Raw genomic sequence first — 24,729 nt, forward strand, 5'->3', positions numbered from 1 at the left:
CGGACACGACAGGACTTGAGGCATCGATGGACCGACGAATTATCCCCCTGATCATGTGCGGCGGTGCGGGCACGCGGCTGTGGCCGGCCTCGCGCGAGGTGCATCCGAAGCAGTTCCTGTCGCTGTTCGGGGCGCGCTCGACGTTCCAGGACACCCTGCTGCGGGTCGCGGACGCGAGCCTGTTCGAGCGGCCGATCGTGATCACCAATGAGGCCTATCGCTTCATGGTGCTGGAGCAGCTCGCCGAGATCGGCCGCGAGGCCGACGTGCTGCTCGAGCCGATGCGGCGCGATTCCGGCCCGGCGATCGCCGCCGGGGCGGCGTTTGCGCACAGCCGGGACGTTGACGCGGTGGTGCTGGCGCTCGCCGCCGACCATCTGGTGCGCGACACCCAGGCCTTCGTCGCGGCGTGCCGGGAGGGGCTGGCGGCGGCCGCGCAGGGCCGCATCGTGACCTTCGGCGTCCAGCCGGAGCGGCCGGCGACCGAATACGGCTATGTCAGCCCGGGCGAGGTGGTCGCCGGCGCGGTGCGGGCGGTCGGCAAATTCGTCGAGAAGCCGGATGCGGAACGTGCCGCCGGCTATATCGAGGCCGGCTATCTCTGGAACAGCGGCAACTTCATGTTCCGCGCCGCGGTGCTGCTCGACGAGTATCGCACCGTCGATGCCGCCAGCGTGGCGGCCGTCGAGCAGTCGGTGGCCGCGGCGGCGCGCGACCTCGGCTTCGTCAAGCTCGACCCGCCGGCGTTCGGCGCGGCGAAGGCGATCTCGATCGACTATGCGGTGATGGAGAAGACGGCGCGCGCGGCGGTGGTGCCGGTGGCCTGCGGCTGGTCCGACATCGGCTCGTGGCGCCAGGTCTGGGAGCTGTCCGCCAAGGACAGCCAGGGCAATGCGGCGCGGGGAGCTGTGGTGTTCGAGGACTCCCGCAACTGCAACGTCACGACCGACCGTGCGCTGGTCGCGCTCGAGGGCGTCGACGATCTCGTGGTGGTGGCGACCCAGGATGCGGTGCTGGTGTCGCGGCAGAAGGACGCCAACGGGCTGAAGCGGCTGGTCGCCAAGCTGAAGGTGACGGCGCCCGAGGTGACGGAGAGCCACATCAAGGTGCATCGTCCGTGGGGCTCCTACCAGTCGGTCGACAACGGCGACCGCCACCAGGTCAAGCGCATCATCGTCAAGCCGGGCGGCCGGCTCAGCCTGCAGAAGCACCACCACCGCTCCGAGCACTGGATCGTGGTGCGCGGCACCGCGCAGGTGACGGTCAACGAGCTGATCAAGACCGTGCACGAGAACGAATCGATCTACATCCCGATCGGCGCGGTGCACCGGCTGGAGAACCCCGGCAAGATCCAGCTCGAGCTGATCGAGGTGCAGACCGGCAGCTACTTCGGCGAGGATGACATCATCCGCATCGAGGATGACTACCGGCGCACCTGACAGCCTGTAGTTCTATCCAGTCCCGCGATTGCAAGGAGCTCGCGACAAAATCGCAAAGCAATTTTGCGCCGAAGCGACAATGCAATCCATGCTCCAACCTATGCGACACGATGGATTGCTTCGCTGGCGCCCGCAATGATGGGTATGGCGCTGCCCAATCTTTCGCCTGCGATCCTGACGCAAGGCGGCTTGCCATGACCAAAAAAGCTCATCGGACGATGTAACTCTTTGAATCAAAACGTGTCCGGATTTCGTGCTTGGCAATCGCCACATTTGTGGCGCCGTGCTATAGCGGCTGCCAACGAAGCGGGTCATGGTTCGCGCCAAAAGCGCCAAACTTGGGATGAAGCCTTTGTGCTGGTCCCCTTGGAGCCGGGGTGGCTCCCTGAGAAGCCGGGACAACCGCCAGAACGTCAGTTGGGGTCTACAATATGAATGCAAAGGTGTCCGGATCGGGCGCGAAGGCCGACATCAGGCGCGCACTGCGCGTCGGCGTGATCGGGGCCGGCGTGATGGGTAGCAATCATGCTCGCGTGCTGGCCGGGCTGCCCGGTGTCGTGCTGGTCGGGATCGTCGACCCGCTTCCGGAACATCGCTCGCGCGCCATCGACCTCGTCGGCTGCCGCGCGTTCGAGACCCTTGACGGACTGCTTGCCGAAGGCGTCGACGCGGTGACGATCGCAGCTCCCACTCATTTGCATCACGACATCGCGCTCACTTGCATCGCGCGCAACATCCACATCCTCGTCGAGAAGCCGGTCGCATCCACGGTCGAGGAGGGCCACCAGATCGTTGCTGCCGCACAGCGCGCCGGCGTGACACTGATGGTCGGCCATGTCGAGCGCTTCAATCCTGCGGTCGCCGCCATCAAGCAGGCGATCTCGGGTGAAGACATCCTGTCGATCGGCATCACTCGCGTCGGTCCGTTCCCGCCGCGGATGTCCAATGTCGGCGTCGTGATCGACCTCGCCGTGCACGACATCGACCTGATTCGCTGGTTCACCGAATCGGACATCGTCGAGGTGCAGCCGCAACTATCGAGCGCGGTTGCCGAGCGCGAGGACATCGCGCTGCTCCAGTTCCGCACCGCCTCCGGCGTGCTCGCCCACATCAACACCAACTGGCTGACGCCGTTCAAGGCGCGCAACGTCACGGTGGCAACCCGCGGCAAGTACGTGATGGGCGATCTGCTGACGCGCCAGGTCACCGAATGTTTCGGCTTCAAGCCCGACGGCAGCTATTCGATGCGGCATCTGCCGGTCGGTCATGACGAGCCGCTGCGCGCCGAACTGATCGCCTTCCTCGATGCCGTGCGCACCGGCAAGCTGCCGGCGGTGTCCGGTGACGAGGGCGTGGCGAGTCTCGAGATCGCAATCCGCTGCCTGGAATCACCCGCCAGGCCTGCCGCCTCCACGGCGCTCAAGGGACCGCGCCGCGTCGTCGGCTGATGTCATCTTCAAATCACGCGCGAACAGCTCCATGAACCAGCATCTCCGTCCGGAACCTATTCCCTTCATCGATATCTCGGCGCAGCGCCAGCGGCTCGGCAAGTCGATCGATGAGGCGGTTGCCCGCGTCCTCGACCATTGCCAGTTCATCAACGGCCCGGAGGTTACGGCGCTGGAGAGGGCGCTGGCCGAGTATAGCGGTGCCAGACATGTGGTGACCTGCGCCAGCGGGACCGATGCGCTCCTCATGGTGCTGATGGCGAAGAACGTCGGACCGGGTGACGCGGTGCTGTGTCCGTCCTTTACCTTCTGCGCGACCGGCGAAGCGGTGGCGCTGACCGGCGCGACGCCGGTCTTTGTCGATGTCGACGAGGCGACCTTCAACATCGACGTCAATTCGCTCAAGCGCGGGATTGCGACCGCGCGGACGCGCGGGCTGAAGCCGGTCGGCGTCATTCCGGTCGACCTGTTCGGCCAGAGCGCAGATCACGATGCTGTGGCCGCCGTCGCCACAGCCGAGGGCCTGTTCGTACTCGACGATGCGGCGCAGGGCTTTGGCGCCAGCTACAAGGGCCGCAAGCTCGGCACCTTCGGGCTCGCCACCGCGACGAGCTTCTTCCCGGCAAAGCCGCTCGGCTGTTTCGGCGACGGCGGCGCCATCCTCACCGATGACGACGAACTCGCCCACACGCTGCGCAGCATCCGCGTGCACGGGCAGGGCTCGGACAAGTACGACAATGTCCGCCTCGGTCTCACCGGCCGGCTTGACACCATGCAGGCCGCAATCCTGATCGAGAAGCTGAAGATCTTTGAGGACGAGATCGCGGCGCGCAATGTGGCCGCCGACCGCTATTCGCGCGGGCTCGGCAACGTCGTGGCCGTGCCGCGACTGGCCTCCGGCTGCACCTCGGTGTGGGCGCAATACACCATCCGGCTGCCCAAGGGGACCGACCGCGACGCCTTTGCGGCGGCGCTGAAGGCGCAGGGCGTCCCGACTGCGATCTACTACACCAAGTCGATGCATCAGCAGACCGCCTATCGCGACTTCCCGGTCGCCGAGGGCGGCCTTCCGGCCAGCGAGAGCCTGTCGGAGGACGTCATCAGCCTGCCGATGCACGCCTATCTCGACGAGGCGACCCAGGAGCGTGTCATCCAGGCAGTGCGCGGCGCGCTCTCGTCCTGAATGTCCGGTTTGTTCGCATGGTGATCATGCGCTAGAAGCACCGGCATGCTTGGGCGCATCTTCACCGTCGGCGGTTATACCCTGCTTTCACGGCTGACCGGGTTCGCACGCGATATCATGCTCGCGGCGATTCTCGGCGCAGGTCCGGTGGCGGATGCGTTCTTCGTGGCGCTGCGGCTGCCGAATCACTTCCGCGCGATCTTTGCCGAGGGCGCGTTCAACGCCGCCTTCGTGCCGGCCTATGCCCATGTCCATGGCGAGCGCGGCGAGGCATCGGCGCGGCTGTTCGCAGATCGCATCTTCACGCTGCTGTTCGCCTCGCAGGTGGCCCTGCTGGTGGTGGCGATGCTGTTCATGCCGCAGGCGATGAGCATCCTCGCGCCGGGCTTCACCGAGGACGTCGAGCAGCGCAAGCTCGCAATTGAGCTGACGCGGATCACCTTTCCTTACCTGCTGCTGATCACGCTGGTGACGCTCTATGGCGGCATGCTCAACGTGATGCACCGCTTCGCCAGCGCCGCCGCGGCGCCGATCTTCCTCAACCTGGCGATGATGATGACGCTGGCGCTGGCCGCGTTCTTTCCGAGCGCCGGCCACGCCGCCGCCTGGGGCGTGCTGATCTCGGGTTTCCTGCAGTTCTTCCTGCTGGCCGGCGACCTTGCACGCCATGGCGGCCTGCCGCGGTTTGCGCCGCTGAAGCTCGACGAGGATGTCCGCGCTTTTTTCCGCGCGCTGGGGCCAGCCACGCTCGGCTCGATGGGGACGCAGGTGGCGCTATTTGCCGACACCATCATCGCGACCTTCCTGCCGGCCGGTGCATTGTCGGCGCTCTATTATGCCGATCGCCTCAATCAACTGCCGATCGGCGTGATCGGGATCGCGATCGGCACAGTGCTGCTGCCGGAAATGTCGCGGCGCCTGTCCGCCGACGACCACGCTGGCGCCATGGCGGCGCAGCGCCGCGCGTTCGACTTTACCCTGCTGTTCTCGGTGCCGTTCGTGGCGGCATTCCTGACGGTCGCCGATCCGATCATGCGCGCGATGTTCGCTCGCGGCGCCTTCTCCAAGGCGGACGCCGCAACCGCTGGCGCAACGCTCGCCGCCTATGCGGTGGGGCTGATTCCCTTCGTGATGATCCGCAGCGCGGTAGCGACCTTTTATGCCCGAAAGGACACTGCAACCCCGGTGAAGGCGGCACTGACCGGGGTCGCGGTCAACGTCGCGCTCAAGGTCGCTCTGGTCGGGACGCTGGCGCAAGTCGGGCTCGCGCTCGCGACCGCGGTTGGCGCCTGGATCAATCTGTTGCTCGTGCTGTTCTTCGCCGCACGTCGCGGCTTTCTCGATTTCGATCGTACGCTGGTGCGCTCATTCGGCACCTTTGCGGTTTGCGGTATCCTGCTGGCCGTCGCCCTGTGGCTGACCTCGCACTTCGCGGCGGTCTGGTTCGCCCCGATGCAGATTTTCCGTGACGAACTGATCCTGCTGCTGCTCGTCGCGGTCGGCCTCTTCGTCTACGGCCTTGCGATCCTCGTGCTATTCGGTCGCGGCTGGCTATTCGCGCTGCGCCGCGGATAGTTTGCCCTGTTAAATCAAAAGCATAGAGCTGGGCTGCGCGATCGCGTCGCGCCGTGTGGAAAGCGGTTTGCGCTTCCGGAACAACCACGCCAATATGCGGACCAAACAAACCAAGACAATTGGAGACGAGATGGCTGCTCCCATCAAATTCGGCGTCGGTCAAAGTGTGCTGCGCAAAGAGGATGATGCCCTGATTCGCGGCAAGGGCCGCTACACTGACGACGTTGCCCCGTCTCCCGCATTGCACGCGCTGGTGCTGCGCTCGCCGCACGCGCACGCCACATTCACCATCGACGCGACCAAGGCCCGCGGCATGCCGGGAGTGGCGTTGATCCTGACCGCGGCCGATGTTGCCGACCTCGGCGGCTTGCCGTGCCTGTTCAACCTCGAAACCGATCCGTTCACGGCGCCGCCCTATCCGATCCTCGCCAAGGACGAGGTGCGCCATGTCGGCGACGCCGTCGCCTTCGTGGTCGCCGACACTCTTGATCATGCCCGTGATGCGATCGAGGCGATCGACGTCAAGTGGACGCCGTTGCCTGCTGTCGTTGGTCTCGTCAACGCCGTGAAGAAGGGCGCGCCGCAGGTCTGGCCTGATAAGCCGGGCAACGTGCTGTTCGATGTCTCGATCGGCGACAAGAAGGCCGCGGAGGACGCCTTCGCCAAGGCGCATGCGGTGGCCGAGATCACCATCGTCAATCCGCGCGTCATCACCAACTTCATGGAAACTCGCGCGGCGGTCGCCGAATACGATGCCAAGAAGGACCATCTGACGCTGACGATCGGCAGCCAGGGCAGCCACCGCCTCCGTGAGATTCTTTGCGACATGGTTCTGAAGATGCCGAAGGAGAAGATGCGGGTGATCTGCCCCGACGTCGGCGGCGGCTTCGGCACCAAACTGTTTCCGTACCGCGAATATGCGCTGATCTCGGTCGCGGCGGGCCAATTGAAGAAGACCATCAAGTGGACCGCCGAGCGCTCCGACCACTTCATGGGCGACGCGCAGGGCCGCGACAATGTTACGACGGCGAAGATGGCGCTCGCCGAGGATGGCAAATTCCTAGGCATGGACGTCGACCTGATGGGCGATATGGGCGCCTATCTATCGACTTTTGCGCCCTATATCCCGCACGGCGGCGCCGGCATGCTGCCGGGCCTCTATGACCTCCAGGCCTTCCACTGTCGCGTCCGCACCGTGTTCACCCACACGGTGCCGGTCGATGCCTATCGCGGCGCAGGCCGCCCGGAGGCTGCCTATGTGATCGAGCGCCTGGTCGACGCTGCCGCGCGCAAACTCGGCATGACACCTGACGCGATCAGGCGGAAGAATTTCATTCCGCCGAAATCGCTGCCCTACAAGACCGCGACCGGCAAGGTCTACGACTCCGGTGATTTCGTTGCGCATATGAAGCGCGCGATGGAGATCGCCAACTGGAAGGAATTTCCAAAGCGCGCCAAAGCGGCGAAGAAGGAAGGCTTGGTGCGGGGCATCGGCATGGCGAGCTATGTCGAGGTCTGCGGCACCATGGGCGAGGAGACCGCCAACGTGGCGCTCGATCCCAATGGCGACATCAGCATTCTGATCGGCACGCAGTCGAGCGGGCAGGGCCATCAAACCGCCTACGCGCAGATCGTCGCCGAGCAATTCGGGTTGCCGCCCGAGCGGGTCCACGTGCTGCAAGGCGATACCGATAAGATCGCGACCGGGCTCGGCACCGGCGGCTCGTCGTCGATTCCCTCCGGCGGCGTCAGCGTTGAGCGCGCCACGCGCGATCTCGGCAATAAGCTGAAGGAGCTCGCAGCGCAGGCGCTGGAAGCCGGGGCGGGCGACCTCGAGATCGCTGATGGCCGCGTTCGCATCGCCGGTACCGACCGCTCGATCAGCTTTGCCGATCTTGCCAAGCGTCCCGGCGGCGATTCCTCGAAGCTGAACGGCAGCGCGACCTTCTCGAGCGCCGACGGCACCTATCCGAACGGCACGCATCTCGCCGAGGTCGAGATCGATCCGGCCACCGGCATCATCAAGATCATCAACTACGTCATCGTCGACGATTTCGGCGTCACGCTCAATCCGCTGTTGCTCGCGGGCCAGGTGCATGGTGGCGCGATGCAGGGCATCGGTCAGGCGTTGATGGAACGGGCGGTCTACAGCGCAACCGATGGTCAGCTCGTCACCGGGACGTTCATGGACTATGCGATGCCGCGCGCCTCCGATGGTCCGTCCTTCGTGTTCGAGACCCACAACGTGCCCTGCACGACCAATCCGCTTGGCGTGAAGGGAGCCGGTGAGGCCGGTGCGATCGGCTCGTGCCCGGCGGTGGTCAATGCGATCGTCGAAGGGCTGTGGCGCGAATACAAGATCGACCACATCGATATGCCCGCAACGCCCGAGCGCGTCTGGATCGCGATCCGTGAAGCACAACGTCAGCACAAGCTCTGACAAAGCGCCGCAGGCGGAATGAATATCTGCCTGCGGTGTTTGCAAACAAGCCGGCCACAGACTGTGGACCGGCATAAACCGTATCGAGGGGTTTAGCAGATGAAGCGGATCGTCGTTGTTGCAGCGGTGCTTGCGGTCAGTGCCGGTGCGGTCACTGCGCAGCAGGACCAGGTCAAAACCACCCAGGCCATGATGAAGGACAACGGCAAGAACGCAGGCGCGCTGGTGGCAATGGTCAAGGGCGAGAAGCCTTACGACCAGTCGACAGTCAATGCCGCAATGGCCCAGTTCGAAGAGACCGCCAAGAAACTTCCAACGCTGTTCCCCGAGAGCATTAAGGGCCTCAAGTTCGAGGGCGACTACTCTCCCTCGTCAAAAATCTGGGAGGACAAGGCGGGCTTCGAGTCCCACATTGCCAGTTTTGCCAAGGTCGTCGCCGACGCGAAAAGCAGGATCAAGGATCTCGACGCGCTGAAGACAGAACTGACTGTCGTCGGCAAGCAATGCGGTGGCTGTCACGAGACCTACCGCATCAAGAAGGGCTGATCCTTCGATTGAAAAAGGGCGGACGCGGCGAAGCGTCTGCCCTTTCTGTTGTGTCGGCCTCTTTTGTTTTAGTCGAGTTACTTCGTTGCCTGGGTTACTTCGTAACCTGGCCCCGGATCTCGCCGCCCGGATTCGCCGCGGTGTGAACGTTGACGTAGTACTTGCCGGCGAGCAGATCGGCGGCCTGTGCATCGGTCAGCGTGGCACTGCCTTCCACCGGGTTCGAGCCGGCATTGGGGATAGCGACTGCGACGCCGGCGTTCTTTCCGGATTCGGCCGGGCCGTGGAAATGTGCGGCGGTGGCTGGCCCGGTCAGGCCGGAATAGGAGAGCTTCCAGGTCAGCTTCTTGGTCGCTGCGTCGTAATTAATGTCGGCGGTACCGGTGCCCGTGCTGGTGGTTGGCGGTACCTCGGACTTGCCGCTTAGCGTCGCCTTCAGCTTCTCGGCGAAGGCAGGGCCGGCAAAGGCGACCGCAGCACTCAGCGTCAGCGCGGCAAGCATGGTCTTGTTCGGCATGGTTTTCTCCCTGTTGACATCAAACGACAGTATCAGCCTCAAAACAGCAGCCGTCCGGATTTATTCCCAAAATCAACTTGAGCGGGCGAAATTTGATGGAAGCATATGCGCCGCCTTGCGTTCATAGTAGCCGACAGATGCTGGGCTCAATGACGGGTCAGTGAATGCTGCGACGAATTCTCCTGCTGGCCATCGTGGCCGGCATCGCCGGTTTTGGCGTGTTCTGGTGGCTGACGATCCCAGCGACCATTGCAGCGAGCGCGCTGCCCGCCTACCAGCCCGATTTGGCCAACGGGCTCACAACGTTCAATGCAGGTGGATGTTCCTCCTGCCATGCCGTGCCGAAGCAGGACGACCGAACCAAGCTCGGCGGCGGCCTTGCGATCCCGTCGCCGTTCGGCACCTTCTATGCACCGAACATCTCGCCCGATCCAAACGACGGCATCGGCCGCTGGAGCGAGGCTGACTTCGTCACCGCGGTCATGAACGGCACCTCGCCGTCGGGGGTGCACTACTTCCCGGCGTTTCCCTATCCGTCGTATCGGCATGCCAAGATCAACGACGTGCGCGATCTCTTCGCCTATCTGAAGACGTTGCCGCCGGTCGCCGGAAAGGTGCGCGACCATGACGTGCCGTTCCCTTTCAACATCCGCCGCAATATCGGCGTCTGGAAATGGCTGTTCATGGACGGCCGGCCGCTCGTTGCCGATGCAGGCCACTCGGCACAATGGAATCGCGGCGCCTATCTCGTCAACAGCTTCGGCCATTGCGCCGAGTGCCACAGCCCCCGGAATGCCCTCGGCGGCATCGTCGGCGCGCAGCGCTTTGCCGGAGGCCCCAATCCCGAAGGCGAGGGCTGGGTACCAAACATCACGCAAAAGGGGCTGTCGGATTGGAGCGCCAAGGATATCGCCTATTTCCTCGAGACCGGGCAGACGCCGGATGGCGACAGCGCCGGCGGCTCCATGGTGCGCGTGATCCGCAACACCTCGCAGCTCTCGCAGCCCGATCTCGACGCGATCGCCGACTACGTCAAGGCGCTGCCGCCGGTCGACGGGCCGCCGCGACCACCGAAGAAAAAGCTGGCGGAGGAGTCCTGAGGCGCGAACGTTTCGGGCGGCCTTCGCGCCGGCGTAGCCGCCTCAGGCAACGCCTCGACAGATGCGAACCTCACTTCGTTCCGAATGCCTTGAAGGTGATGATGGTGAGGGTATCCTGGATACCCGGGATCACCTGCACCTTCTCGTTGATGAAATGGCCGATATCGGTGTCGTGGTCGACGTAGAACTTCACCAGGAGGTCGTAGTTGCCCGCGGTGGAATAGATCTCGGAGGCGATCTCGGCTTCCGCCAGCGCGTTGGCGACGGTGTAGGACTGGCCGAGCTTGCATTTGATCTGGACGAAGAAAGGAACCATCGCTGTGTCTCCGGGGATTTCCGCGACTATAGGCCAAAAACGAGCGGCCAAGGCAAGCTCAAGTCGGGGGCAAGCCGCGGTAACACCAGGCGAACTTGCTGCCACTCGGCGGTCGGGCTAGGACAGGTCATGATCCCGTTCGCATCAACCGCCGGCGCCGCAACATGACGCCGATCGCGCTCACCATTGCCGGCTCGGATTCCTCCGGCGGCGCGGGCATCCAGGCCGACCTGAAGAGCTTTGCCGCGCTCGGCGTCTATGGCGCCTCCGTGATCACGGCCCTGACGGCGCAGAACACCACCGGCGTCAGCGGCATTCATCCGGTACCCGCGCCGTTCGTCACCGCGCAGATCGACGCGGTATTTTCCGACCTTGCCGTCGGCGCGGTCAAGATCGGCATGGTGGCGCAGGCCGAGACGATCGCGGCAATCGCCGAGGGGCTGAAGCGATGGGCCCCGCGCCACATCGTGCTCGACCCGGTGATGGTCGCGACCTCGGGTGACCGCCTGCTGCCGAACGAGGCGGTCGATGCGCTCAAGACCATGTTGTTTCCGCGCGTATCGCTGATCACGCCAAACCTGCCCGAGGCCGCGGCGCTGCTGAACGAGACCGTCGCTTCGAGCGAGGCTGCCGTCGCGGACCAGGGCAGGCGGTTGCTGGCGATGGGATGCCGCGCCGTGTTGATCAAGGGCGGCCATGCGCAGGGCGCCGAAAGCATCGACTATCTGATCGACGGCGAACGCACCGTCGCGCTTGCCGCGCCGCGGATCGCGACGGCCAATACCCATGGCACCGGCTGTTCCTTGTCATCGGCGATCGCCGCGGGTTTGGCCAAGGGCGAGGACATGGACGCCGCCGTGCGCAGCGCCAAGGCCTGGATCACGGCCGCGATCGCCGCGGCGGATCGCTTTGCGGTCGGGCGCGGCCACGGACCGGTGCATCACTTCCACAACTACTATCCGGATTGACCGCCCGCCGCGCTCAATCTTGGCCTCCAGATCCATGTGCGTCCTCAGGGACCCCGGCGCGGCGCTCCCCAGGACCTGACGGGCGCGACTTCGCGCCAGTCGCCGCCGCTTTGCGGGCATGCTTGATCGGTAGTCAATGGGCGTGACGGAACTTGCCCCGCAGTTCGGCCAAGGCCCCTGCGAACGGATGAAACGTGAAGCTCACCGTGTGGTGCCCTGGGCGAACAGCGACGGCCCGAAAGATGACGTTGGCCCTCAGGATGTCGCTCGGCTCGCCATCCACCGTTGCACGCCACCAGGGATGCCAAACGTCGTTGAGGAGCAGCAGGCCGCCTGACGGCGCGTCGACCTCGACGTCGACTCGCGTATTCTCATAGTGGATCAGGCGTGCCGTTCCGGGCACCGTGCCGGCCGCGCTTGCACGCGGCAGCGCTGGCGCGCGGTCGAGCAGGACGGTGCGGCGCGGATCGACGTCCGTCGGCCAGCCATTGGTGAGAAGCTGGTTGAAATCCGCGATGCGCCAGTCAGAGACCACCATCACACGCGGCAGAGCGCGGGGATTCTCGTACACATAGGCGTCCGCCGTATGGGCGACGAGCGTGAGATCGCCGGGGGCAAGCGATGGATCGACCTTCTCGACCGGCACGCCGACGGCGATGAAGCGCAGACCGAACAGATCGGCGAAGGCGGAGCGATAGGACGGAAATAGCGGCGAGAAGCGGCGCTGGTCATAATCCACGACCGTGTCACCGACCAGGGTGGCGTCGTAGAACCACTTGAGGCGCAGCGGATTGTGCCCGAACACGTGGTCGCAGCCGTGGATCATACACAGGTTCGGCCAATGATAGGCGATGCCGATCAGCTCGACGCGATCGCGCCGGGCCGGATCCGACGCCGCCGCAAGCTTTGATTTCAGCAGCGCCAGCGTTGCGTTCCTGGTGTCGAGGCGCAGTGCATCGAATGTCGAAGGCGCCATGGCAGTGGAAATGTGCGGCGCATTGTTCCAGGCGAGGTCGACGGCGGAGAACGAGCTCAGCAGCAGCATGACCGCAAGGAGCGAGAGACCGTTCAGCCAACGCGCGAGAACGAGCGCCGCGACCGCACCGCTGGTGAAGACGAGCGCGGTGACGACCGGTACGATCACCTGCGTGATGGACCCAATGGCGTGGGCGAGCCACACCGCGATTGCGACGAGCACAACCGGCATAGCCAGCTCGACTGCCCGCTGCGCACTGGTGGGTTGCGGTACCGTGCCTTCGAGCCAGCAATGCACGAGGTAGCCGGCGATGATGGCGAGCAGCGCCCCGATGACGAACGTCGCATCGGCAGGGCGCCGGTATAGCATCACCCCGGGCAACCATTCGTACATCGCATGGAAGACGAGCGTGTACCAGCCGAGTCCATAGAGCAGGACGATGCCGGCAGCGATCGAGAAGAAGCGGATGTCACGCGACCAGGCGAGGCGGCGCACGATGCCAAACGAGACGATGACGACGAGCAGCAGGGCTCCCGAATAGACCAGACCCATGTTTTGCGCGAGCGAGAGATCGGCGCCGCCAAGCGCTGCTTTCCAGGACGACGTTGCCGGCCCCCAGTACTCGATGGCCGGATCCATCGCGCCGTAGAGATCGGCGAAAGCGAGGGTCAGCAGATGTGCCGGATGCAGCGATCCCTGGCCGGCGACCATCCAGCCAATCTCGGGCCGGTTCGAGCGTGCGGCGAGCAGAGCCGTCAGCGTGACCGGAACGGCGGCGATGGGGATGCCGACCAGGCAGCCAGCCGCGAGCGGTCTGATGCTCGCGTTGATGCGCTTGCGCCAATCGTCACCCGCGATCCAGTGGTGCACGACAAATCCGGCGACGAGGTAGAGCGAGATCAGCGCAACCTGATCCCGCCCCACGGCGAGCAGGCCGCCAAACGCGCCGGCCGCCAAGCCGGCGCGCCACGACGAACGTTCGAGTGCGCGCGACAGCATCCAGAGCGTCAACGGCAGATAGACCAGGCTGATGATCTGGCCGGTATGCTGCAATCGTGAATTGGCCGAGCCGCCGAAGGCGAAGGCGAGCGCAGCGACAAGCGCACCGGCCGCATGCCAGCCGCGGTCCCGGAAATACAGAATGATGGCCACGCCGCCGAGCAACAGATAGGCAAAGGTCAGCCCGTCGACCACACGGAAGCCTGGTTTCGGGTCGACGCAGGCGAGCAGAAAATGCAGCGGCGAGAAGATCAGCGATTGCGGATCGGAGATGAGCGGCCAGCCGCCGAAGACGTTGGGCGTCCAGAACGGCGACTGGCCATGTGCCAGCGACGTGGCGAGAAATTGCAGCGGCGGCAGGAATTGCGACTTGGCGTCCCAGGGAATCGTGACGTGGCCGGATAGCCATGGCCATGCAGGCAACAGAAACGCGAGCGCGAACAGCGCGACAGTAAGGCCTAGCGGGAATTTGCCCGCCGAAACCGCCGGTCTGGCCCGCCGCCCCAAAGCGCGTGGTTCGGCACCGGCGAGCCACGGCGTCGCCTGGAAGGACGGCGCGGCCACGGGGTCGTCGATCCACGACAGCGACCGCGCTTCGCTCTCGGGTCCCTCAAGCGACCCGTCCCCCAGGTCGGTTCTCATCTACGGCCCATTGTCTGGCGGAGGCGAGGCTGGGCCTGCATCACAACTCCGGGGCTGCAACCGGCGAACTCCCTTTTGCTATCCGCATGCCGGCTTTGCCTGTTTGGCGCGGAGCGCGCGCTGTCTCCACAACAGCGATTGCACTCCGCCCCCGACGGAGAGTGTATTCTGATATTGAGGACCCCTTGGCTGGGCCATTTGCGCCTCACAAAGGCTGGATATTACGGAATTTCTATGGCACCGCGCGGTGATGAAGCATCCACTCCGCTAGATCTCGAGTTAAGTTCACGCTCCGATAAGCCGACTGCTGCGATAGGTCCTCTCGCGACCGTCTCTTCCGCCGCCGCTGGGGTCAGGTCATCGCTGACGTGCCGCGGATCGTGACGGAGATTGGCGCTTGCCGACTGTGATGTACGGAGCATTTGAAATTGGCGCGCCGGCCTTGTTCTTCGTCGCGCCGTCCGGGTGATGACGGCGGTTGAACCATCCAAGCGAACATCGAAGTGACCTGCGTCCAGGCATCTGCGCGTTGCCATGTCGCCAGATTGTCGCATCACGCTGTTATCGCCAATGAAGAGGCGTGCAACTGATTCTCGTTAGCTTTCCAGGGCCTTCGGTCGCGGGGATCGTCATCGCCTTGTCACAGGAATCTGTTAGGTGCACCGGCATGGGAAGCGACTCCTTGAGTGAAGAAAGCCCCGAGCGGCGCTTTCGCACTTTGTTCATCTCCGACGTCCACCTCGGAGCCCGCGGGTCGCAAGCCGACCGCCTGCTTGACTTCCTCCGCTCTCACGATGCCGACACGATCTATCTCGTTGGCGATATCGTCGACGGCTGGGCGCTGAAATCGAACTGGTACTGGCCGCAGACTCACAACGACTTCGTGCAGAAGATGCTGCGCAAGGCACGCAAGGGCGCCAAGGTGATCTACGTCCCGGGCAACCACGACGAATTTCTGCGCAAATATTACGGCACCCATTTCGGCGGCATCGACGTGGTGGAGAACACCGTCCACACCGGCGCCGACGGCAAGCGCTATCTCGTGATCCACGGCGACATCTTCGACCTCGTGGTGCAGAACGCGCGTTGGCTCGCTCATCTCGGTGACAAAGCCTACGACTTCGCGATCCAGATGAATCGCTTCGTGAACTTCTTCCGCAAGATGTTCGGCGTGCCCTATTGGTCGCTGTCGCAATGGGCCAAGCTGAAGGTCAAGAAGGCGGTGAACTATATCGGTGCGTTCGAGGCCACACTCGCGGGCGAGGCGCGCCGCCACGGCTGCGACGGCGTGATCTGCGGCCACATCCACTACGCGACCATTCATGACGAGCACGGCATCCGCTACATGAACTGCGGCGATTGGGTGGAGAGCTGCACCGCGCTCGCCGAGCACGAGGACGGCCGCTTCGAGATCATCATCTGGACCGATCCGGTGCGCCGCATCGCGCCGGTTCCGCGAGTGACGGCACGCGCCGCATGACGCATATCCTGGTCGCGACCGATGCGTGGCATCCCCAGGTCAACGGGGTTGTCCGCACGCTGACCATGATGGCGCAGGCGGCGAAGTCACTCGGCGTCGAGGTGAGCTTCCTGACGCCGGAATCGTTTCGCACCTTCGCGATGCCGAGCTATCGCGATCTCAGGCTGGCTCTGCCGTATCGGGCGAAGGTCGCCAGCCTGATCGAGGCGGCCAAGCCCGACAGTATCCACATCGCCACCGAAGGGCCGATCGGGCTGTCCGCTCGCCGCTATTGCCGCAAGCGCGGCTTGCCGTTCACGACGAGCTTCCACACCCGCTTTCCCGAATATGTTTCGGCGCGATCACCTGTCCCGGAATCCTGGATCTGGCGCGCGCTGCGCTGGTTCCACAAGTCCAGCCAGGCCGTGATGGCGGCGACACCGGCGCTGGCCGGCGAATTGCGGTTGCGTGGTTTCCGCAACGTGGTGCTGTGGTCGCGCGGTGTCGATACCGCGTTGTTCCATCCGCGCGATGTCGATCTCTGTCTGCCGCAGCCGGTCTATCTCAGCGTCGGCCGCGTGGCGGTGGAGAAGAATCTCGAGGCCTTCCTCGATCTCGATCTGCCCGGCACCAAGGTGGTGGTCGGCGATGGGCCCGCACGTGCGGCGCTGGAGCGGAAATATCCGCAGGCGGTGTTTCTCGGCGCCCGCCATGGCGAGGAACTGGCCGAGATTTACGCGGCCGCCGACGTGTTCGTCTTCCCGAGCCGGACCGATACGTTCGGCCTCGTGCTGCTCGAGGCGCTGGCAAGCGGCCTGCCGGTTGCCGCATTTCCGGTCACCGGCCCCCTCGACGTGATCGGGGCGGCTCCGGTCGGCGTGCTCGACGAGGATTTGCGTCACGCCTGCCTGGAGGCGCTGAGCATCCCGCGGCAGGCCTGCGTTGATTTTGCTGCGCTCCACACCTGGCAGGCCTCCGCGCGGGTGTTCATCGACCGCGCCATGAACGTCCGGCCGGTCGCGCGGGATCGCGAGGGCGAAGCCATCGAGTTCGGCGTCGAAGGACACCATTTCAGCGCGCTGCCGGCCACCCAGCCCACGCCGCGCTGACCGGCCTCGCGTCGCAGGCCTCACGCCAAAGCGTCTTGCCGGACTATCCGCCGCCGCGATAGAAATTGCGGATGATGGAAAACGCCTTAAACCCGCCCGTCGCTGCCGCGGATATCGATGCCGCCGCAAGGGTGGTCGCGCCGTTCGCGGTGCGTACGCCGCTCCTGACCTTTCCCGTTCTCAACGAACGGGTCGGCACCAAGGTCTTCCTCAAGCCCGAGATGCTGCAGCGGACAGGATCCTTCAAGTTCCGCGGCGCCTTCAATAAGCTCGCCTCGATCCCGCAAGGAGCGCGCGGCGGCGGCGTGGTCGCGTTCTCGTCGGGCAATCATGCCCAGGGCGTCGCGGCCGCAGCCAAAATCCTCAACATGCAGGCGACCATCGTGATGCCTGCCGACTCTCCCGTCACCAAGCGCGAGCGGACCAAGTCCTACGGCGCCGAAGTCGTGCTCTACGACCGCGATCGCGACGACCGCGAGGCGATTGCCAACGGCATTGCGAGCAAGCGCGGCGCCACGCTGGTGCGTCCCTATGACGATCCCTTCGTGATTGCAGGGCAGGGCACCGCCGGTCGCGAGATCGCCGAAGACATGACGGCGCTCGGACTCGCGCCCGACATCGTCGTGGCGCCGGCCTCCGGCGGCGGCTTGATCGCAGGTGTCGCCACCGCGGTGAAGGCGAAATTTCCGCAGGCCCAGGTGATCGTCGCCGAGCCCGCGGGCTATGACGACCATGCGCTGTCGCTCAAGGTCGGGCACCGCGAGGCGCATCCGGTGGCGGGGCGCACGATCTGCGACGCACTGATGGCGATGATGCCGGGCGAGCTCACCTTCGCGATCAACAGCAAGCTTTTGGCGACCGGTGTGAGCGCCTCCGACGACGAAGTCGGCGCCGCGGTTGCTTTTGCCTATCGCGAGCTGAAGCTCGTGGTCGAGCCCGGCGGCGCGGTCGGACTCGCTGCATTGCTGGCGGGACGGATCGACGCCAAGGGCAAGAACGTCGTCATCGTGCTCTCGGGCGGCAATGTCGACGCGGAGTTGTTCGCCAAACTGGTGGCCTGACGCGGACTGATCGGATGGACAATGGGCAGAGCGTGGCCGCTCTGCCCATTGTCGTTTTTGGCGGTCGATGCGATCAGCGCATGAAGCCGCGCCGGCCACCACCCATGTTCCTCGATTTGCGCACCGACGTGTGGACCAGAATTGAAGCTCGCGGTGGCACCGAACCTGCGCCCGCCGGGCTTAGCTTCTAATTGGCTGATTTGCTTCTCTTGCGCGCCAAACTTCTGCTCTTTCGCTTAAAGCTGTTTACGCGCTGCTTCCATATTTCGTTGAGTTCTTTCGCTCCGCCTCGGACGAAAACAGAGTCCGACTCTCAATCTCCTCGCTAACTGAGCGCCCGCTTTTTGCAGCAGTTTCGGAGTGCCGATCATGCATGTCACCGCGGCTTCGAAACCGTGTAATTCTTAGCCTTTCGGGAACTCTCGGGGAGCGGAGGTCGCCCAGGAGTCCGCCCGCCTGTTATTCTCTGCTACAGCATTGGTCATCGGAGTTGAGCGTCGGACACAAAGGGAACCAACCGATTTCCGTAAAAACCTAGAGTTGTTCCGTGCCATGATTGCCACATCAATGGGTTTATTCGCTTGACATGCGACTATCGCGTTGATGCAGGGCTGAGTCTGTATAACAGTACCAAAAAAATAAGACAGGGACCGTGGGACATGGAAGGACTCGCTGGCTTCTCTGAGATTGCTACAGATTTGCTAGGTGATCAGCGCTTAGCTCGCACTCTTGTGTGCCTAGCCTTGCTGATGTGCATAGCCTTGCTGGCGACAGCGCGTACCGCATGCGCCCAAAATGTTCTGGTGACACTCGAACAACCTGGAGTCCAGCAATCCTCCCTTTTCACAAATCCGAGCGGATTTGGTGCGACCAGCGTATTCCAAGAGAACTTCAATGAGTTGTCTGCCGGATTCCAGTCGAGTTCCTTTCCGTTCGCACAAAATTCCGCGCTGGGAAGCTACGACCATGGCCAGATCCGACGTGCAGATGCGTTTGGTGGCGCAGGAGGCACGGGGAATTACCTGACCGTCAACCAAAGCATCAATCCGGCTTCTAATCCCACAACACTCACCTTCACGGCCCCACAACGATATTTTGGCATGTGGTGGTCTGCGGGCGACCCGAACAACGTGCTACAGTTCTATTCAGGCAGCACGCTGGTGGAGACTTTCAGAACATCGGATGTCGTGAATTTCATCAACGGATCAGCCAACAAAAGCGCTTTTTTTGGCAACCCAAATAGCGGCGCGAACTCAAGCGAGCCGTATGCCTTCATCAATTTCTACGCCGATCCGTCCAATCCGAATTTAACGTTCAATCGGATCGTCCTTTCAAACGTAGGAATTGGCACTGGCTTTGAGTCAGATAACCATACGATCGCCACGTCCTATGTGGATATCTCGGGTATGGACATCGATCCTGCAACGCCGATTGATCTGGGCGGTAGTCGAGGCTCGACTGATATAAAGGGGGTTGAGGGACCGGGCTCTACCTTGACGGACTCAGGAACCGCGGTCATTGGCGGTAGCGGCTCCGGAGCATTGGGTATTATTGACGGCGGCAAGGTAAGCGTTGGGGACGCCATTATCGGCGAGGAACCGGGTTCCAGCGGTAGTGTCGTGGTAGATGGTTCCGGTTCACAGTTGAACGACACCGGAACGTTGCTGGTCGGGCCGCAGGGCTCCGGTGTGCTTGATATTACGGATGGGGGGACAGTCACTGCCAATGGTGGAACGGTCGTGGGTCCGAATGGCGAGATCACGGGGAATGGCACGATCACGACTCCGACACTCATCAACAATGGCGTGGTGATCCCGACAGGCCCCAATGGCACGCCCGGTGCGCTGACGATCAACGGTAACTATCAGCAAGGAGCCAACGGCACCTTGGGTATCGGTATTGCTGGGCCACAACCGTCCCAAGCCGATCAATTGATAGTCAATGGCTCGGCGAAGCTGGACGGCACGGTGAATGCCGCGTTCGCTCCCGGCACGTCTGTGGCCAAACAATATATGATCCTGCAGTCGGCAGGGCTCGGTGGCACGACGTTTTCGAGCCTGATCAATACCAACCTGTCTCCCAATTTCACCGACAGCCTGAGCTATAGCGCCGACGATGTGTTCCTGAACCTCACCGCCGCGCTCGGTGCCAACACGGCGATCAACGTCAACCAGCGGAACGTCGCCACTGCGATCAACAATCTCTTCAACTCCGGCGCTACGCTGCCGACCGGCTTTGGCAGGCTGTTCAATCTCACAGGGGCGAATCTCGCCAACGCGCTGACACAAATCGATGGCGAGAACGCGACCGGGGCCGAGCGCAGCGCGTTCACGCTGACGAACGAGTTCCTGAGTCTGATGCTCGACCCGCATTTGGCCACCTCCGGCCTTGAGCCCGAGCAGCAGCCCCAGCAGCAGGTCAGTCCGCCGTCTGGGATGGTGTACAAGGCGCCCCGTGCGGTGTTCAAGGCGCCCATTCCAACGTTTGAGCAACGCTGGACCGCATGGGGAGCGGGCTTCGGCGGCAGCGGCACGACCAACGGCAATCCCGCTGTCGGCTCGAACGACGTGACGGCGAGTACCTTCGGCTACGCGGCCGGAATGGATTATCGCTACTCGCCCAATAGCGTTGTGGGCTTTTCGCTCGCCGGCGGCGGCACCAACTGGAGTTTGGCGCAAGGACTCGGCGGCGGCAGGAGCGACGCGTTCCTTGCCGGCATCTATGGCATCACCCATCAGGGCCCGGCCTACCTTGCAGGCGCGCTCTCCTTTGCCAACAACTGGTTCACCACCAGCCGTACTGCTTTGGGCGTGCCGTTTAATGCGAGCTTCCAGGGCCAGAGCTACGCCGCAAGGCTCGAAGGCGGCTACCGCTTTGCCGTCCCGGTTGCTTACGAGACCATCGGCATCACGCCCTATGCGGCGATCCAGGTGCAAGATTTCCGCACGCCGTCCTACAGCGAGGCCGATGTGACCGCCAGCGGCTTCGGCCTGTCCCATGATGCCATGAACGGCACCGATACGCGCAGCGAATTGGGCGGCCGCTTCGATGATCTGACAACTGTGAACGCGATGCCGCTCGTTCTGCGCGCGAAAGTGGCGTGGGCGCATGACTGGGTCAGCAACCCGGCGCTCAAAGCCTCATTCGAGTCGCTGCCCGGGTCGAGCTTCACCGTGACCGGCGCGCCGATCCCGCACGACTCGGCGCTCGCCAGTGCCAGCGCGCAACTATTCCTCACGCCGCACTGGTCAGTGCTCGCCAAGTTCGACGGCGAGTTTGCCTCCGGCGCGCAGATCTACGCCGGCTCGGGCATCCTTCGCTACACCTGGTGAGTGGTGCGACAACGCCCGCGCCATGCGGTCGCGGCGGCAGTTGCGAGATTTCGGAATAATAGAAAATACGGCTGATTTGCCCGACGTGTCAAGTTTCCGTGTCGAACGCCGGCAGCCGCCGGCTACTTTGCATGGGGTTGTTTTCGATATTTTGGCAGTGCGCCGCGCTTACGAGAAGAACGCGATCTTCTCGACCTGGCTCATGCGTCGGATCGGCGCGAGCGGGTCGTTGGCCGCGGCGCTCGGCCTTTTCACGAGGCCGCTGGCGATGATCGTCGAGCCGAGCGAGACGTCGGTCGCGGGAGCCGGAATGGTTTCGAGATCGGCTTGCGTCGCCGCCGGGTTCGCAGTCGCCTCTGCAATCCGCGCATCGGCCGCCAGTTGCGGTTCGAGGATCGGCTCCGGGGTCCGTGCGAGCTCTGGCGCTGGCTCGGCTGCCTGAAGCAGCTCCGTGTTCAGCGCCGGCACAGCGATCTCGGGCTCGGCTGCCATTGCTTCAGCGGCGCGCATCTCTGCAATCAGCATGGCCTCGTCATCGTCGATCGGATCGGGCGCGCCCATCTCCATCGCAATGAGGTCGAGCACCGCTTCGTCCTGCGCGTCGGCGGCCGCCTCATCGGCGACGCGGGCAACTTCGGCAGCCTCGGCTTCCGCCAACGCGGCCTCGGCTTTTGCGAATGCGTCAGCGGTGGGGTGTGACGTCTCGGCCCCAGCAGGTACAGCGTCCGGCGTCACGGGCACCTCGCAAGCAGGTGCCGCCTCCGCGGCCACGATTTCGGGCTGGATGCTATCGGCTGCGGGAGTTGGCGAGGGAGGAGCCGGCGCCTCCGCGACCGGTGCCTCGGCGACGGTAGGCTCTGTCGCAGGCACGGCCGCCTCATCCGCGTTGAACTCGGTCAGCCGACGGGTCAGTGCCGCGAATGCCGCATCCACGACGGCTTTGGCCTCGCCGAGCGAGATCTGGGCGGCGCCGGCCTCGATGGCGCTGGCCTGCGAATCCATGATGTCGCAGATCCGGCCATCGTTGCCGATCTCGCGCAGCCGCCACGAGATTTCCCGGATCACCCGCACGCCCTTGCGGATCGGCGCGAGCCTTTGCTCAAAGCTCAGGTCATCGAGCGCGGCAATGGCGGAGGCCTGCACGGCCTCGACCGCGCCGCGCAAGGCGGCCAACGCCAGTTGGAGCTGCTCGTCCCTGAAGGCGTCTGCGGCCGCCTGTCGCTGCGCGGCCAAGCTCTCCTCGATCCTCGCCACGGCGTCGAGCACCATGCGGGTATCGGCGTTGCGGTTGCGCTTGGCGTACTCGCCGAGGAACCAGCGGCCCCGCGAGGTCTCCATGAAGGCCTCGCTGATCGCGGCATAGTCCTCCTCGCTCGGCTGGGCCGCGCGGGCGGAAATCGGCGACAGGGCGAATGCTTCTTCGGCCATCACAATCTCTTCGCGCAAATCACTGCGCGTTACGCTAACGATCACCACGATATCGCGCGAATCGCAATTGAATTGATGTCTTCCGAATCACAAATCCCCATCGCAGCCAAGGTTGCGTCGCGGCGATTCGCCAGGAGCCTGGCGGCATTCTACGCCACGCTGTTCGGGATGACGGGCGTCCATCTGCCATTTTTCACGGTGTGGCTGAAGGCGATCGGCATCGATGCCACCTGGATCGGCATCATCACGGCGGTGCCGGCGGTGACGCGCTTCACGTTGCTGCCGCTGGTCACCGCTGCGGCGGAACGCCGGCAGATGCTGCGCGGCGTGACGCGTTACGGCCTCAGCTATGGACCGCTGCGGCTGTGGGGATCGACCGCGTTCGTGGCCTGCGCGCTCGCAAGCGGCCTGCTGCTCGGCTATGTCGCTGAGGTCCACCTGATCTGGATCATCACGGCCATGACCGTCGTCACAGCGATGGTAGCCTTGACGCTGCGGCCACTCGACCGGCCAGCCGCCGTGACCGCGCCAACGGCCGGTGCACGAAAGCTTCTGCGCGATCCCGGCTTCCTGGCGATCATCGTATCCTCGGCGCTGATCCAGAGCAGCCACTCTGCCTATTATGTCTTCGCGTCGATCGCCTGGCGGCAGGCCGGCTTCAGCGGCCTGACGATCGCGGGGCTGTGGGTGATCGGCGTTCTCGCCGAGATCGTGCTGTTTGCGCTGTCGCCGCGTTTCACGCTGCCGTCAGCAACGCTCGTGGTGATCGCGGGCGCCAGCGCCGTGGCGCGGTGGACCATCACGGCGCAGGATCCGCCGCTCGCGATCCTCGCGGTCGTGCAGCTCGCGCACGGGTTGACCTTCGGGCTGACGCAGGTCGGCATCATGGGCCTGATGGTGCATCATGTACCGTCCCATGTGATGGCGCGCGGGCAGGGCTACCTCACCGCGTGTGGCGGCATCGTCGCGAGCACCGCGTCGATCCTGAGCGGCATGGTCTATGCGCGCTACGGACTGGGCGTCTACGACATGATGGCTGCGATGGGGGCGGCGGGCGGGCTCGTGATGTGGCTGTCCCGCAGGCGGTTCGCCCATCATCCCCAGAGCGCGGCGTCCGGGGGATAGACGAGGCTGCCGTCGTAGCGCAGGCCGTTCTCGCGGTCGCGCGCCAGCAGCAGCGGGCCGTCGAGGTCGACGAAACGCGCGGCCTGCGCGATCAGCATCGCCGGGGCCATCGCCAGCGAGGTCGCGACCATGCAGCCGATCATGATCTCGAAGCCGAGCGCGCGGGCGGCGTCCGCCATCGCCAATGCCTCGGTCAGCCCGCCGGTCTTGTCGAGCTTGATGTTGACGGCATCATAGCGGCCGCGCAGGCCCTCGAGCGAGGCGCGGTCATGCACGCTCTCGTCGGCGCAGACCGGGACCGGGCGCGTGATCCGCGACAGGGCTTCGTCCTTGCCGGCCGGCAGCGGCTGCTCGATCAGGGTGACGCCGGCTTCGGCGCAGGCCGAGAGGTTGGCGGCAAGATTGCTCTCGGTCCAGGCCTCGTTGGCGTCGACGATCAACTCGGAGGCCGGTGCCGCCTGGCGCACAGCGGCAATCCGCGCACCGTCGCCATCGCCACCGAGCTTGATCTTGAGCAGCGGGCGATGCGCCGCCGAGGCGGTGGCCTCGGCCATCGCCTCGGGGGTTCCGAGCGAGATCGTATAGGCGGTGGTGCGGGCCTCGGGCGCGGGCCGGCCGAGCAGATCCCAGATGCGCTGGCCGGCACGCTTGGCCTTCAGGTCCAACAGGGCGCAGTCAAGTGCGTTGCGGGCAGCGCCCGTAGGCATCCTGGCCTGCAGGGCGTCGCGGTCGATGCCGCCGGCGAGCGGCTCCTGCAGGGCCCGGATCGCCCGCAGGGTCTCCTCCGGCGTTTCGCCGTAGCGGGAATAGGGCACGCATTCGCCGCGGCCCGTCAGGCCGTCTTGGCGGACCTCGGCCACCACGACAACAGCCTCAGTCTTGGCGCCGCGGCTGATCGTGAAGCTGCCGGCGATCGGCCAGCGCTCGATCCGGGCGCTCAGGGAAATTGCGCGGAGTGGGGTGGAAGTCATTTAAAAGTCTACTATTTCCTGGACCGTAGGCTTGCGACCTGCGATCAATTATGGCTGGTTAGTGGCAGATTCGACAACCCGGCCCGGCCGCGCCG

General features: G+C 64.4%; 18 protein-coding genes. 13 read left to right on the forward strand and 5 right to left on the reverse strand.

All coding sequences use genetic code 11. The features are described 5' to 3' along the window. Positions 1–26: 26 nt before the first annotated feature. The 6 genes from P6U25_RS12670 to P6U25_RS12695 all read left to right on the forward strand — a co-directional run bounded on the left by P6U25_RS12670 (position 27) and on the right by P6U25_RS12695 (position 8,631). Positions 27–1,439, forward strand: a complete 1,413-nt coding sequence (locus P6U25_RS12670; protein WP_407151504.1) for a mannose-1-phosphate guanylyltransferase/mannose-6-phosphate isomerase — start codon at positions 27–29, stop codon at positions 1,437–1,439. 431 nt (positions 1,440–1,870) lie between these two features. Beyond that, the gene (locus P6U25_RS12675; protein ID WP_407151505.1) at positions 1,871–2,887 is read left to right on the forward strand and encodes a Gfo/Idh/MocA family oxidoreductase; all 1,017 of its coding nucleotides are present in this window, start codon (positions 1,871–1,873) and stop codon (positions 2,885–2,887) included. Between the two features lie 31 nt (positions 2,888–2,918). Continuing rightward, on the forward strand, positions 2,919–4,070 hold the full coding sequence (locus tag P6U25_RS12680) for a DegT/DnrJ/EryC1/StrS family aminotransferase (protein WP_407151506.1): 1,152 nt from the start codon (positions 2,919–2,921) through the stop codon (positions 4,068–4,070). A 45-nt stretch (positions 4,071–4,115) separates the two neighbouring features. Continuing rightward, on the forward strand, positions 4,116–5,645 hold the full coding sequence (murJ, locus tag P6U25_RS12685; protein ID WP_407151507.1) for a murein biosynthesis integral membrane protein MurJ: 1,530 nt from the start codon (positions 4,116–4,118) through the stop codon (positions 5,643–5,645). Between the two features lie 130 nt (positions 5,646–5,775). Beyond that, positions 5,776–8,085, forward strand: coding sequence for a xanthine dehydrogenase family protein molybdopterin-binding subunit (locus P6U25_RS12690; protein WP_407151508.1), 2,310 nt, complete (start codon positions 5,776–5,778; stop codon positions 8,083–8,085). Positions 8,086–8,184: 99 nt separating this feature from the next. Then, on the forward strand, positions 8,185–8,631 hold the full coding sequence (locus P6U25_RS12695) for a c-type cytochrome (RefSeq protein WP_407151509.1): 447 nt from the start codon (positions 8,185–8,187) through the stop codon (positions 8,629–8,631). A gap of 94 nt (positions 8,632–8,725) precedes the next feature. Here the strand turns inward: P6U25_RS12695 and P6U25_RS12700 are convergent, their stop codons facing one another. Next, the gene (locus tag P6U25_RS12700; protein WP_407151510.1) at positions 8,726–9,148 is read right to left on the reverse strand and encodes a CHRD domain-containing protein; all 423 of its coding nucleotides are present in this window, start codon (positions 9,146–9,148) and stop codon (positions 8,726–8,728) included. A gap of 164 nt (positions 9,149–9,312) precedes the next feature. On the opposite strand from P6U25_RS12700, the gene P6U25_RS12705 reads away from it, so the two are divergent. After that, on the forward strand, positions 9,313–10,248 hold the full coding sequence (locus P6U25_RS12705; protein WP_407151511.1) for a c-type cytochrome: 936 nt from the start codon (positions 9,313–9,315) through the stop codon (positions 10,246–10,248). 70 nt (positions 10,249–10,318) lie between these two features. Here P6U25_RS12705 and P6U25_RS12710 read toward each other — a convergent pair whose 3' ends face one another. Next, positions 10,319–10,564, reverse strand: a complete 246-nt coding sequence (locus P6U25_RS12710; protein WP_066501746.1) for an Lrp/AsnC ligand binding domain-containing protein — start codon at positions 10,562–10,564, stop codon at positions 10,319–10,321. 164 nt (positions 10,565–10,728) lie between these two features. Here P6U25_RS12710 and thiD point away from each other — a divergent pair, with 164 nt between their 5' ends. Next, a complete protein-coding gene (gene thiD / locus P6U25_RS12715) occupies positions 10,729–11,532 on the forward strand; it encodes a bifunctional hydroxymethylpyrimidine kinase/phosphomethylpyrimidine kinase (protein WP_407151512.1) in 804 nt (267 codons plus the stop codon). A gap of 133 nt (positions 11,533–11,665) precedes the next feature. On the opposite strand, the gene P6U25_RS12720 is transcribed toward thiD, so the two are convergent. Next, on the reverse strand, positions 11,666–14,149 hold the full coding sequence (locus tag P6U25_RS12720) for a hypothetical protein (RefSeq protein ID WP_407151513.1): 2,484 nt from the start codon (positions 14,147–14,149) through the stop codon (positions 11,666–11,668). A gap of 667 nt (positions 14,150–14,816) precedes the next feature. On the opposite strand from P6U25_RS12720, the gene P6U25_RS12725 reads away from it, so the two are divergent. The 4 genes from P6U25_RS12725 to P6U25_RS12740 all read left to right on the forward strand — a co-directional run bounded on the left by P6U25_RS12725 (position 14,817) and on the right by P6U25_RS12740 (position 21,110). Continuing rightward, positions 14,817–15,629: a UDP-2,3-diacylglucosamine diphosphatase gene (locus tag P6U25_RS12725; protein WP_407151514.1), complete on the forward strand. Its 813-nt coding sequence runs from the start codon at positions 14,817–14,819 to the stop codon at positions 15,627–15,629. Continuing rightward, positions 15,626–16,717, forward strand: a complete 1,092-nt coding sequence (locus P6U25_RS12730) for a glycosyltransferase family 4 protein (protein WP_407151515.1) — start codon at positions 15,626–15,628, stop codon at positions 16,715–16,717. Before P6U25_RS12725 ends, P6U25_RS12730 begins: the two co-directional genes overlap by 4 nt. Positions 16,718–16,788: 71 nt before the next feature. Further along, positions 16,789–17,778, forward strand: coding sequence for a threonine/serine dehydratase (locus P6U25_RS12735; protein WP_407151516.1), 990 nt, complete (start codon positions 16,789–16,791; stop codon positions 17,776–17,778). A 659-nt stretch (positions 17,779–18,437) separates the two neighbouring features. Next, positions 18,438–21,110: an autotransporter domain-containing protein gene (locus P6U25_RS12740; RefSeq protein WP_407151517.1), complete on the forward strand. Its 2,673-nt coding sequence runs from the start codon at positions 18,438–18,440 to the stop codon at positions 21,108–21,110. A gap of 168 nt (positions 21,111–21,278) precedes the next feature. Here P6U25_RS12740 and P6U25_RS12745 read toward each other — a convergent pair whose 3' ends face one another. Further along, a complete protein-coding gene (locus P6U25_RS12745; protein WP_407151518.1) occupies positions 21,279–22,538 on the reverse strand; it encodes a hypothetical protein in 1,260 nt (419 codons plus the stop codon). Between the two features lie 75 nt (positions 22,539–22,613). Between P6U25_RS12745 and P6U25_RS12750 the strand changes: the two genes are divergently transcribed. Then, positions 22,614–23,663, forward strand: a complete 1,050-nt coding sequence (locus P6U25_RS12750; RefSeq protein WP_407151519.1) for an MFS transporter — start codon at positions 22,614–22,616, stop codon at positions 23,661–23,663. On the opposite strand, the gene dgcA is transcribed toward P6U25_RS12750, so the two are convergent. After that, positions 23,633–24,634, reverse strand: coding sequence for an N-acetyl-D-Glu racemase DgcA (gene dgcA, locus P6U25_RS12755; protein ID WP_407151520.1), 1,002 nt, complete (start codon positions 24,632–24,634; stop codon positions 23,633–23,635). The two genes, P6U25_RS12750 and dgcA, sit on opposite strands and share 31 nt — an antisense overlap. Between the last annotated feature and the right edge of the window lie 95 nt (positions 24,635–24,729).

It is taken from the genome of Bradyrhizobium sp. ORS 86 (assembly GCF_045571475.1).
In the GTDB taxonomy this organism is placed as follows: domain Bacteria; phylum Pseudomonadota; class Alphaproteobacteria; order Rhizobiales; family Xanthobacteraceae; genus Bradyrhizobium.